This is a genomic window from Methanosarcina sp. WWM596, from assembly GCF_000969965.1.
In the GTDB taxonomy this organism is placed as follows: domain Archaea; phylum Halobacteriota; class Methanosarcinia; order Methanosarcinales; family Methanosarcinaceae; genus Methanosarcina.
Genome location: NZ_CP009503.1, coordinates 1,075,175 through 1,087,687, shown reverse-complemented (window position 1 = coordinate 1,087,687; position 12,513 = coordinate 1,075,175). Strand labels below are relative to the sequence as shown.

Here is a 12,513-nt window from a genome sequence, read left to right as displayed (position 1 = left end):
ATCCTGTTTTTCCGAATACTCTAATTAAGGGGCTTGATTAGAGCAGTATTCTAATTAAGGGGGTTTAAGAGGGGTATTATAATAATCTTACAACTAATAATCATGCACACAAGTATTTCATTTATGCAGACTATGTAGAAAAAAAAACAATCTCATATAATAATCTGTCTATTTAAGATTTCACAAAAAGAATTAAAGATAGTTAAGAGGATTTCTAAAACCTCCGATAGAGGTTAGATTTATTCTGTTTAAAATAAACACCCGGACTCAGGGAGTTTATTCAAACTCTCTTAAACTAGAACTTAAAACAGCTTTCAAACATAAAAAGTTAATAGTTCTCAAGAACAGAGCCGACAATGTTTTTATAACTCTCTTTCAGGGAATATACGTTGTGATCCCCGGTGACATTTATGCTCAAAATACCGAGCCTGGTATTCATAAGCCCGACCATGGCTGACACCCCCCGGTAGCTTACCTCGAATCTTCCTTTATCAAGGTAGTCATAAACTTCACCGGTGGTGAACTTGTCTCCGGTCAGGAAGAGATTGAGCACAACCTTGCGTATCCCGTTTTCATCCCTGCCGAGATACTTTATCAATCTCGCTCTTACCCTTTCTTCCGCAGTCTGCAGTTTCGGACACCTCAGTTTTAATGATAATTTGAATTATATTCTTTTTATTCTTTTTATTCATTTAATACGGTATTCATTCTATTCTGGTCTTTATTTCCAAACAGGTGCGACCCTTAAGTAGGGGCGCTAAGAATCGAATACCCTATATCCTTATCGTTTATATATTTTAGGATTACTTTTTTTTAAATATTTATATTGAAGTATATTATGGATATACAGACATATTATGCAGATCCACCGATCAATTCAGAAAAGGATAAAACCTCATAATTTTTCTCTTTAACCTTCAGCTTCACAATAACAGAAATGCGGTGAAGGTTAACTGTCGGTTACTATACTGAAATGGTGCCCTGCTTGAAGATCCATTAGTATTGCAGAATAAGATCTTAGGTATAAGTAGTTTACAGTAGAAATTTGCGGAAACAATTTAGAACTAATGCTGCCAGTTCAATCTGCAAGCATAAAGCTGGCAGGGGATAATTAGAAAAGGGATAATTAGAAGTATGAAACCACGGACCAGTTTCTCCGGGAAATAACTTTAAAAGCTCCCGGATAAATTACTGTAGTAGGTGAACTGGATATGAAAATCGCAGTATGCGGAAAAGGCGGAAGCGGAAAGAGCACTATTTCTGCACTCCTGGCAAAGCAGATGGCAAAAACAAAGAACGTGCTTGTGCTTGACACCGATGAGTCCAACTACGGGCTACACGGCCAGCTCGGGCTTGCAGCCCCAAGAGACCTTATGGAGTACTTCGGGGGAAAACAGGGTTTCAAGCAAAAGCAGAGAGTTCCGAAGACTGCTCCCCTCGGCGGGCTAACAGTTTCGGGAGCTGCCGCAGGCCAGCAGAAGTCCCGCTTTTTTGAGGAAAGGTGGAGTTTTTCCGACTTGCCTTCGGAGTTCGTGGAAGAAAAAGGAAAGATAAGGCTCATGGCAATCGGCAAGATCCACGAGTTCGGGGAAGGCTGCGCCTGTCCCATGGGTGTACTTACCCGGGAGTTCCTGGAAAACCTTGACCTCGCAGAAGACGACATTGTTATCGTGGACACGGAAGCCGGAGTGGAACATTTCGGAAGGGGAGTTGCAAAAGACTTTGATACGATCCTAGTCGTGATTGACCCCTCCTACGAATCTCTCAAGCTATCCAGAAAGTTCGAGGAACTCGGGGGACAGGCTGGAAACAGGGTTTTCTTTGTGTTGAACAAGGTCGAGGAAGATATTGAAGGAGACCTGCTGGAGGCTGTTGATTCTTCAAAAGTTGCCGCAGTGATCCCCGCAGACAGGGGGCTTTTCAAAGCGTCCCTGAAAGGCGAAGAATTCGACCTTGAACTTGAAGAGATTGGAAAGCTTGTGGAGTTTCTGGATCTGAATTGATTCAAGGACCAGGTCTGTGAACCAATACATTTAATTTTACTCTTTTTAATTTTTGCGGGCAGCTCTTTTATTTTCTGATGTTTTCACTTCCCGGGACTCAGCCTATGAGCAAATTAACAGCTCAGGTCCACTGTTATCCGTACCGCATCATAATTAACGCTTCGGTTCAGGAGGCGGGCAAGCTCACTGATGAACTTTGGTTTATTTTCCCGGTCACCTGAAGCAGACGGATGCGCCCATTTATCAGGATTTTTGCGACATCTTCGAGGGTGAGAACTATAATTCCGGGTTTTCGTTTTCCGGTTGTGTTGCCTTTATTAAGCCTTTATGCTCAAAACAAAAACTATTTTATAAGATTGGACTGACTTTCAATTCCGGAACAATTATCCGAAAGTATATTATTGATCGTGTTATTTAAATAATGCAAAAGTTTTACGTGGTTTGCAGACAGCAGGTATTATTTGCCGGAGCTGTCCTTTCCTGGACTTTCTATTCATTGACTTATTGATAAAAACGATGTTTGAAATGTTTGACCTATCTGAATGTTGTTGGAGTTATACTTTCATTATTAAAACGCTGGAGAATGTAAAATGACTACACGCGAGTACATGCTTGGAAACGTGGCAATCGCCCGGGGCCTTTTGGAAGGCGGCGTACAGGTAGCTGCGGGCTATCCGGGGACTCCTTCTTCGGAGATTATCGATACCCTTGCTTCCCGTGAAGATCAGGACTACTATATCGAATGGTCCGTGAATGAAAAGGTGGCAATGGAAGTGGCAGTCGGAGCCGCCTGGGCAGGAGTGCGCTCGGTGGTAACCATGAAGCATGTCGGGCTAAATGTTGCAGCCGACCCTTTCATGACCCTTGCGTATGCAGGGACAAAGGGCGGGTTGATCGTAATCGTAGCCGATGACCCCTCATGTCACTCTTCCCAGAACGAGCAGGATACAAGGCGCTATGCCCAGTTTGCCCTTGTACCCTGTTTTGACCCCTCGACCCCCCAGGAAGCCAAAGACATGCTTCCTTATGCTTTTGAGTTTTCTGAAAAATTTAAAATCCCGGTTATCTTCCGCCCTACAACCCGGATCTCCCATGGAAAATCCGATATTGAGCTTGGGGAAATCCCGACAGACAAACCCGCTCCTTATTTCGAAAAACTTCTCGACCGCTGGGTCATGCTTCCAAAAAACGCCCGTATACGCCATACCCATCTCCTTTCGATCCAGCAGCCAATTGAAGATGCTCTTGCAGAATCCCCCTGGAACTCTCTGGAACTGAAACCTGATGCAAATTTCGGGGTAATAAGTGCAGGTATTGCTTCTGTATATGCAAAAGAGGCCCTGCAGGAACTGGGAATTGAAGCTTCCTTCCTGAAGATCGGGACCTATCCTGTCCCGAAAAAGCTTGTTCTGGAACTGCTTGAAACCGTAAACGCTGTTCTTGTCTTCGAAGAACTTGAACCTGTTGTGGAAGAGCAGGTAAAGATGATTGCTCAGGAAGCCGGCCTTCCGATTCCGATCATGGGAAAAACTGGCGGTTTTGTCCCGAGAGAAGGAGAACTGGACATCAGTACTTTCCTTGAAGCTTTGAAGAAAGTTTTTGACCTGGATGTTGAGCCTGAGTCGGGGAAGGTCTCTCTTGAGCTTGCTCCCCGCCCCCCTGCTCTCTGTGCCGGTTGCTCTCACCGGGCAACCTTCTATTCCATGAGAAAGGTCTTTGGAAAGGATGCTGTCTACCCGAGTGATATCGGCTGTTATACCCTCGGGATCCAGAGCGGGACTGTTGAGACCACGCTCTGTATGGGCTCAAGTATAAGCATTGCTTCCGGGCTTTACCATGCGGGGGAAAAGCGCCCTATCTGCTGTTCTATAGGGGACTCAACCTTTTTCCATACTGGCATGAATTCACTCCTGAATGCGGTTTTCAACAAAGCCAATATTACGGTCACCATCCTCGACAATCGAATCACGGCCATGACCGGGCACCAGCCAAATCCCGGAGTCGGTTTTACAGTTACCGGAGAACCCACTGTAGAAGTCTCTCTTGCCGAACTCTGCAGAGCTATGGGAGCCGGATCTGTAGTAGTTGTCAATCCCTACAACCTTGAAGAAACCCAGGAAGCTTTCAAAGCCGCAAAGGACTTTGAAGGCACATCCGTGGTTATTGCAAAACAGCCCTGCGTGATCTCTGTAAAGAGGGCAGGAATCAGGCGGGTCCCATACATAGTTGACCCTGAAAAGTGTGAAGGCTGCAAGCAGTGTGTCAAATTCGGCTGCCCGGCAATCGAATTTGATGAGGAAAATAATTGCGCTGTAATTACTGCACTCTGTAGCGGATGCGGGGTCTGTGCGCAGATCTGCAAGTTTGAAGCTATCCGGGAGGTGAAGAAATGAGCCAGATTGAAGGAGAGAAAAAACTCGACCTCCTTATCACGGGAGTCGGGGGGCAGGGCGCAATCCTTGCTTCGGACATCATCGGAAAAGCCGCAGTCTTTACAGGGCTCCCCATCCGGGCAGCAGAGACCCACGGCATGGCACAGCGCGGAGGCTCGGTTGTAAACCACATAAGGCTGGGAACTGACCTTGGGTCAATGATCCCTAAGAAAGGCGCAGACATCATGCTTGCCCTTGAGCCTATGGAAGCAGTTCGATACCTCGATTTCCTGAAGGACGGTGGAGTAATTATAGTAAACACACAGTCAATCATTCCTGTGACTGTTACCTCCGGAATAGCAAAGTACCCTGATGTCCAGGAAATCCTTGACGTCCTTTCTGAAAAATATATAGTCAAAGCCTTTAATGCAGACGAACTGGCTTACGAAGCCGGGAACAGGCTTGCAATGAACGTGGCAATGGTCGGTGCCATCTCTGGCTACTTGCCCATCCCAAAAGAGGCCCTGCTTGAGAGTGTGAAGGCACTTGTGCCGCAGAAGACGGTTGAAATTAATATCAGAGCTTTTGAAATGGGAAGGAGAAAAATCGAGGAAAGCTAAACAGATGAAAGATAATACTTTCCATTATTTTTTTTCACATGTGTAACTCAATAATTATAGTCATCTATAGGCCCTCTAAAAATGTATTAATGTAGGACAGGAAAATTTAGACACGTTACAGGGAATTAGTAATATGATATCCAAACTGGCGAAGTAAAAGTGAAAAATATGCGAATTGATGCGTATATCACAGAATACGCCGGAAAAACTCCTCAAAATATTCCCTTGAAGAAGGCAAAAATTCAATTTCTTGTAGTTGTCTCGAGAAGGATATAAGTGACATTTTTTCTCCTGATAGATTATTGTGAATACCAGGGTTTCTATTGTTTGCTGCGGTGATTATTCAAAAGCAAAAGATGCAATCAAAGAGTCTCTCAACCTGATAGGCGGTCTTGAGACTATTATATCTCCCGGTAACCGATTATTGCTTAAACCCGATGTTCTTTCTATTAGACCTCCAGAGAATGCTGTCACCACTCATCCGGTAGTAGTTGCTGCAATGTGCGAACTGGTTAATGGATACTGGGCCGAAGAAAAGAGGTGTTTATCGGTGAAAAAATGTGGTAAGTATTTATATGGGTTTCACTGTAAAATTGGGAAGGCACCACAATGATATCTAACAGAGATAAAGTAACTTTTGGTGAAGTGGCTGATCATTATCATAGCAATAAGATCCTCTTTGGGATAAAATACCTTAAGAACTGGGTTCTGGAACGCCTTGCTTCATGCGCTCCAGTCCCTTCCTGGAGGGCAAAACTGCATAAAATGCGAGGCGTAAACATCGGGGAGAATGTGTATATCGGCTATGATGTGATCTTCGACAGGCTCCATCCCGAAATGATCACAGTGGGAGATTACGCTGAAATTGGGGATAGGTGTATACTATCTGCCCATACAAGAGGCAGCTTAACTACGAGGCAGGCATATCCGAGAAGCATGGCTCCAATAATAATCGGAAGTGGGGTTTCTGTTAACCCGGGCTGTATAATCACGCAAGGGGTCAAAATTGGAGAAAATTCCATAATAGGAATTGGGTCCGTAGTTAGCCGTGATATTTCTCCAAACAGTCTTGCTCTGGGTTACCCTGCTAGAGTTGTTAAAAAGCTTGATGGTGTAGGCGAGCTTCAAACCTGATTGATGAGATGAATGATGAAAACGAAAGGTCACTTTTTTGATGAGATGAATGATGAAAACGAAAGGTCACTTTTTTGATGAGATGAATGATGAAAACGAAAGGTCACTTTTCGGATCTGTATTTGAATTCAAAACCAAGTTTATCCAGGGCAAACAGTGCCATCATTATCACAAAGCAAACAAAAAAGACCGATACAAAAGATGCTATCAGATAATGAAAGAATCCAGTCTCCTGAAAACTTACATTCATTAATGAAAATACACTGACCTTTCCATTGTATACAGGGTATAGATACTCAGTACCTCCTTCCCCTATATCATCAAGTAATAAATGTGTAAGAAAAGCAGCTTCTGCAAAAAGACCCAGGTATATTGCCTTCCCAAACTTTCCGTAGGCAAGATATCCCACAAGCGTTCCGAACAGGAGGGCAGTAGAACTGAATAGTAATGAATGTGTTGCAATCGGGCCGATCCAGCAGTGTTCTAAAGTGCCATTTACGGGTAGATTATAAATTATCATAATATCCGGGAAAAGTGTGCATAGACTGCCTACAAATAAGAGTAACAAGAGCTGGGGTAAGTCCCTGGACGAAATTTCCCTGCGAAAAATTGATCTGACAATGGCGTAGACTGCTACTGCGCTGACACAGAAAACAAAAAACAGAACATGTGAAACTGGATAAGGCATAACAATTCACTTTTTCGAATTTATCAACCAAAACGCTTTGAGTGGGTAAATAGTTTATTTGAATATATTGACCAATATAATTTAGAATTAAGTACTATTGACTCAAAATTTTAGATTCTATCTGAAGGAAAATTATTTTTAATGATTTTATTGGGGAATTAGAATCTTATTTTTTACTTACTTTGAGAGAATCTGATGACTGGAAATTAATAGAAAGTCTCCCACTTGAATTTTGATCTATGTTCAGATTAAGTGCCGAGGCGATTTGTACACCAACAATCATAGCAAGTGAAACACAATAATAGTAAATTTCACTCAAATTCATTTTTTCCACCTTCCTTAAAAAACACTAATCAACATACATTTTTCGATCACTATTTTTTGCTATGTCAATCACTATTTTTTGCTATGTTGGTGACAACAACCCTTAACTTTTTGTTCACGGTTCTTTAAGGATAGTTTAGTAACTTTTTTATAGTTAATTTTCCACAAATACCTGGTTTCAATCCTTATTTTTGTGGACTCTGCTATGGGACTTAAATAAGTTTTAATTGTATATGTATATATCGTTTTTGTTTTAGTATTCGTAAGAGAGGATTTCGTTATTGGATACATTTATTTTTATATATAGAGCCTATCCGAAAAGTCAGTAATGCATGTTGAAAAGCCACGATAGATCTATAATATCAGAGTAATAATATCAGAGTATCCATTCCGGTTTTGTATATTGCATATTGTAAAAGTTACAACAGGCAACCATTTTCGGATAGGTAATAAATATATAAAGTACAGTATATTTTAATCGAGATCAATAGACGCAAAAATTGAATTATAAATAAAGGGGACTATTATTTAAAAAAAGAAGGTGGTGTTTGATACCAAAAATTTATGGAAAAATTGAAATTTTTAGATATCTTTGAAAGGCAAGTTTGATTGAGATTTTTATATGAAGAAGCGTAAAACCCCTGAGTCTTTAGCTCAGGGGATATAAGCGTCAACTTCACCCCTGATTCCGTATGTAATATTCTGCCGCCTCTTTACTCACATTTCCGATAGTAGACGCAAAATAACCATCACTCCATAACGTATTCTCACCCCAATAATACTTTTTCATATATTCTTTTTGAGTTTTCCATAACCTGTTAGTATATTCTTGTTTCAATTTTCTGACAATTGACAAAACGCTAACTTTCGGCTCACTCTTGATCAAAAAATGAATATGGTCTTTGTCAGTTTCCATTTCAAGGATTTCAAAGTTAGACTCTTTTGAAATGTCAATCATAATCTGTTTGAGTTCTTCGCTAATTGGTTCAAGTATGACTTTTTGGTATTTGCAAACAAAAATAACATGATACATTAACAAAAATTTGCTATGATTCCGTGTTTCATACTTCGTATTTACCAAAAAGTACATGTGTTGTTAAAGCATATAATGCCTTTGTATGATGCAAGCGTTCAAATTTAGACTCTATCCTACAACTACACAAGCTATTCAATTGAATCAGCATATAGGTAGCTGTAGATTTGTCTATAATTGGGCACTTGACCAGAAAATTAAAACTTATGAGCAGACAGGGGAATCAATTTCCAGATTTGACTTAAACAAATTAATTCCTACTCTAAAGGCTTCTAATGAGTGGTTAGGAGAAGTTAACTCTCAATCATTACAGGGGATGACTAAGCAGGTTGAATCCGCTTTCACTAGATTCTTTAGAGAGAAAACAGGGTTTCCAAAGTTCAAATCAAAAACGAATCCGATACAGTCTTTCCCTGTACCTCAACACTACACTGTAAACTTTGAAAATAATACTATCAAGCTTCCTAAAATAGAACCAATTAAAGCAGTTCTTCACAGGAAGTTTGAAGGAGAGCCTAAAACGGCTACGGTATCAAGGACATGTAAAGGACATTACTATATCAGTATCCTTGTTGAAGATGGAAAAGAACTTCCAGTAAAGGAAGCTTTCACAGAATCAACAACAGTAGGAATTGATGTAGGTATCAAAGACTTTGCTGTCCTTTCAACAGGAGAAAAGGTTGAGAATCCAAAGTACTTGAAAAACTCTCTTAAAAGGCTCAAAGTATTACAGAAAAGAGTCTCAAGGAAACAGATTTGAACCCTCTTCTAAGCTATGTAGTGTGTGTGGATACCACAATAAAGAGCTTCAGCTAAAAGACAGAGAATGGATTTGTCCAGACTGTAAAACCAAACACGATAGAGACATTAATGCCGCTATTAATATCAAAAAATTCGCTCTCATAGATCAGAATCTAATTGGATTATGACACCGTAGGGACTACGGGGATGAGCTTGGGGACTTGCCCTCAATAGAGGGAGGAATGAACCAAGAAACCACTCAGTCTTTAGCTGAGTGGTAGTTCACAATATTGGTAGAACAAGTTGAGAAAAAGTAAGATCAATGGAGAAATTAAGAAAAAACAAATCAAAGTAAAATCAGATTGATGCCAGTGTCCTGAGAATAAGAATTATTTAGATACACTCTTGGAGGCTTCAGCAGTGTTTCCATATCTTCCAATATTAGTCCTGTTCCCATTTGGATCAGGTTCATTGCTATATTTTGACAGGGAATTTCCGGCATCTATGAGTAGACTTGTTTTCCGGTCAAGTACCCACTGACCATCCGAAAATCTTCCTGCAGCACTTTTCAGGTGGTAATCGCGTTTTGAGACATCTGCAAACAATGGATTTACGTTCAGGTCTGTAGTAGAACTGGCATTTTCGTAATTTGCTGCAGCACTATTGTATATGCAGTTGTTTTCGAGTATAAATGTGTGATTTGAAGGATCGTAGTCTTTGATTCCCCAGCCTGAGCCAGAGTCCGGAAGATTTGGAATTGTGTTTGAAATTATATTGTTTCTTACAATAGTCACAAATCCTTTATCTGTTGGGATTCCGTAACGAGGATATAATTCATACGCAATACCATATTTTCTATTCCCATCGATTACATTATTTTCGATTATGGTGTTGTTAAATCCCTGAACTACAATTCCGCCTGCTTCATGAAGAGAGGATGACGTTCCAGTATCATAGATTGTATTATGGTGAATCCAGACCCCTCTGGCTTTATCTCTCTCATATCCTCCATAGCCTACTACCCAGATTCCCCATGCACGTATGTGATATATTGTATTATCGTAAATCTCGATGTCATCCATTACAGGACCAGTCATTTTTTTGTTCAGCTCTATCCCTGCATATCCTTTATTATTTGATGTTATTGTATTATTGAAAATTTTGATATGCATTGTTTCCGTTAATCGGATGGCTGCATCTGCTTTTATGGTTATATCATTGTTATATATGGATGCATTTGATGAATGCTTTAACCACACTGCATCGTGCCCAATCTCAAATATTTTATTGTTGTATATGTTTATGTTTGTTGGGACAGTTTCGTATTCTCTTGAGTAATCGTGAAATACTTTTATTCCATCCCCGAGTCCGTCGTGCAGATACATATCATTAACAGTTACATTGTAACTTTCTTTTAAATTAATCATATTGTAGTAACTGTTCCCTATACCCTCAGACTGGTTTCGGCAATTTCCATCAATTTCAAATCCCCTTATTGTAATATTCTTTGCCCTGTTGTTTTTTGCTTCTATTAATCCTTTATACTTTATCCCCCAGTTCGCATGGTTAATGAGTTTTATTACAGCGTCCGGGTCCCCTTCTAATATTGTATTACTTCCAATATATATCGTGTCATTTATCCAGTATGTGTTTGAACCGTTGAGGTAAACGGTTGTAAAATCAGGGTTACTGTTGACGAATGAAAGAGCTTGATTTATTTCTATGTGATCATTTTTCCCATCGCAGTTATAATTTCCGCTGCCATCTGTATCAACATATACAATCGGTGCTTCAGGTGTATTGGGAATAATTTTTGAAGGTATTAATATAAAATAAATTATTATGATTGATAAAATTAAATCTTTGATGTGTGTCTTTATTTTATAATCTCCACTCATTCCCATCAACTTTTTCCCTCTTGTTTTTTCGGTAATTTAGAGAGAGAGATAATATGGACATAAAGATATAATTTTAAGTTTAATAAGGATATAATTTTAAGTTTAATAAGGATATAATTTTAAGTTTAATAAGGATATAATTTTAAGTTTAATAAGGATATAATTTTAAGTTTAATAAGGATATAATTTTAAGTTTAAAATAGATTATCTTTTGTTATCCTCAGACTGAATTCTTGTTCCTTTTTTGAAATTAATGCCTTCAAATGACAGTGTCAGCACTTCACAAAAAATCTCTCCTCCACTAGTTTACCTAAGACACTCCACCATTATCCTAACCCTTAACTTCTGTCTCAGCCATCCTTCAATGAATAGTATAAACATATCAAATCTGAACTTATCCTTATCTATAACTTGCGGCCCTCTTTTGAAGATTATAAAATGTTTTTTCAGAAAGTATAACTATACATTTTTTAGCAGAAAAGATATCAGTGTATAGAAGTACCTAATATTAGCATTTTTAGTTGATGTATTTGGCTTAACTATATTCCTAATTCTGCATGACTTTGCGTTTTTCATAACATATTGTTCACACCTTGTTTTGTTTCCCTTTAGGATCTGTTTCATCTTCTTTCCTTTCTTAACAACTGGAACTATATGTGAAATATTGTATTCTTGAAGGAATTCAAACATTTCTATACAATAAAACCCTTTATCCAAGCAAAGAACCTTCATTTTGAAGTCCAGCCCTTTGAAGGCCCATCTTTACCCGATTGATATTTTAAAACACCTGAATTTCATCATCTCCTTTAAAGTCTATTTTGAATCCGCAATTCCTGCTTCTCTTGCAGATGTATTTTTGCATTCAACCCCTTTTCATCTTCATACCTTAATCCTCCATGCCCTCTACAAAAGCTAAAATGCGTGCAATAGAGCTTCATTTGGTATTCTAACCATTCTTTCACCTTTGAAAACCATATTGTTTTTCTTGACACTCTGTTGTTATCCTGCCTGAAAGTTAGGTTTTGTCTTTCCAGTAAAGTTGTTGAGATTTCGCTTTGTTCAATGTCTTCTCCAAAATGATCTTCTTCTCTACCTTCTCAAACACCCTATTTACTCTTGTTTTGACTACCTGAGCATACCTCAAATCCTCAGAAGAAACGGTTTTTGGTTTCTTTGACCTTCCTCTTTTCCCAGTTCCTGGAAACTCTCAAAAAACTCCAAATTGTTTCAAAAGCTCTTCTTTATAAAAGTTCAACTCATCTGTGACAAAAAGAGGAATTTTATCTGAAAGATGTCTATCGATTAACTCGACCAGCTTGTCTGCAACATACTGTTTTCTTGGTCCTATAACAAAAGAAATTATTAACCTGCAACCTGGTGCAAAAGCTACCCACATCCAGGGACCATTATCTTCATAATCTTTCATTCTTGAAACTATTTTTTTGGATTGTAACCCATAGTTCATCCATTTCTACCTTTGACACATCCACATTCTTCATCATATTGTCATTTACTTTATCGCATTGTTCAGCTGCACGGGCCAACCATAGCTTTACATTGGCAGGTTGTACCTCAAAAACGTCGGCAATGGCTTGAATGCTCATTCCTTTCATAGACATTTTTAAAGTTAAGTTTATGCTATTTTAGTTAATGTGCTTATTTTGGATAAAAAATCTTAAAAATAATCGTTCCTTAAAAAT

9 protein-coding genes and 2 pseudogenes are annotated in these 12,513 nt (G+C 39.3%); 6 read left to right on the top strand and 5 right to left on the bottom strand.

Going from position 1 to position 12,513, the window contains the following annotated elements; translation table 11 throughout:
* Positions 1 to 328: 328 nt before the first annotated feature.
* The gene (locus MSWHS_RS04895; RefSeq protein WP_048126504.1) at positions 329 to 598 is read right to left on the bottom strand and encodes a DUF2551 domain-containing protein; all 270 of its coding nucleotides are present in this window, start codon (positions 596 to 598) and stop codon (positions 329 to 331) included.
* A gap of 613 nt (positions 599 to 1,211) precedes the next feature.
* Between MSWHS_RS04895 and MSWHS_RS04890 the strand changes: the two genes are divergently transcribed.
* From MSWHS_RS04890 to MSWHS_RS04865, 5 genes are all read left to right on the top strand, one after another.
* Positions 1,212 to 2,003, top strand: coding sequence for a zeta toxin family protein (locus tag MSWHS_RS04890; RefSeq protein ID WP_048126502.1), 792 nt, complete (start codon positions 1,212 to 1,214; stop codon positions 2,001 to 2,003).
* Between the two features lie 590 nt (positions 2,004 to 2,593).
* On the top strand, positions 2,594 to 4,396 hold the full coding sequence (gene iorA, locus MSWHS_RS04880; protein WP_048126501.1) for an indolepyruvate ferredoxin oxidoreductase subunit alpha: 1,803 nt from the start codon (positions 2,594 to 2,596) through the stop codon (positions 4,394 to 4,396).
* On the top strand, positions 4,393 to 4,995 hold the full coding sequence (locus tag MSWHS_RS04875; RefSeq protein WP_048126499.1) for an indolepyruvate oxidoreductase subunit beta: 603 nt from the start codon (positions 4,393 to 4,395) through the stop codon (positions 4,993 to 4,995). Before iorA ends, MSWHS_RS04875 begins: the two co-directional genes overlap by 4 nt.
* A gap of 304 nt (positions 4,996 to 5,299) precedes the next feature.
* Positions 5,300 to 5,608, top strand: a complete 309-nt coding sequence (locus tag MSWHS_RS04870) for a hypothetical protein (RefSeq protein WP_048158808.1) — start codon at positions 5,300 to 5,302, stop codon at positions 5,606 to 5,608.
* Positions 5,605 to 6,129: an acyltransferase gene (locus tag MSWHS_RS04865; protein ID WP_048126495.1), complete on the top strand. Its 525-nt coding sequence runs from the start codon at positions 5,605 to 5,607 to the stop codon at positions 6,127 to 6,129. Before MSWHS_RS04870 ends, MSWHS_RS04865 begins: the two co-directional genes overlap by 4 nt.
* A 103-nt stretch (positions 6,130 to 6,232) precedes the next feature.
* On the opposite strand, the gene MSWHS_RS04860 is transcribed toward MSWHS_RS04865, so the two are convergent.
* A complete protein-coding gene (locus MSWHS_RS04860; RefSeq protein WP_048126493.1) occupies positions 6,233 to 6,817 on the bottom strand; it encodes a metal-dependent hydrolase in 585 nt (194 codons plus the stop codon).
* 1,000 nt (positions 6,818 to 7,817) lie between these two features.
* Positions 7,818 to 8,231, bottom strand: a complete 414-nt coding sequence (gene tnpA, locus MSWHS_RS04855; protein ID WP_048158807.1) for an IS200/IS605 family transposase — start codon at positions 8,229 to 8,231, stop codon at positions 7,818 to 7,820.
* A 28-nt stretch (positions 8,232 to 8,259) separates the two neighbouring features.
* Between tnpA and MSWHS_RS18965 the strand changes: the two are divergent.
* Positions 8,260 to 9,103: pseudogene (locus tag MSWHS_RS18965) on the top strand (RNA-guided endonuclease TnpB family protein).
* Positions 9,104 to 9,304: 201 nt separating this feature from the next.
* Here MSWHS_RS18965 and MSWHS_RS04845 read toward each other — a convergent pair.
* A complete protein-coding gene (locus MSWHS_RS04845; protein WP_231585705.1) occupies positions 9,305 to 10,819 on the bottom strand; it encodes a right-handed parallel beta-helix repeat-containing protein in 1,515 nt (504 codons plus the stop codon).
* Positions 10,820 to 11,626: 807 nt separating this feature from the next.
* Positions 11,627 to 12,453 (bottom strand): annotated as a pseudogene (locus MSWHS_RS18960) (IS1 family transposase); the annotation flags it as partial.
* Positions 12,454 to 12,513: the final 60 nt, after the last annotated feature.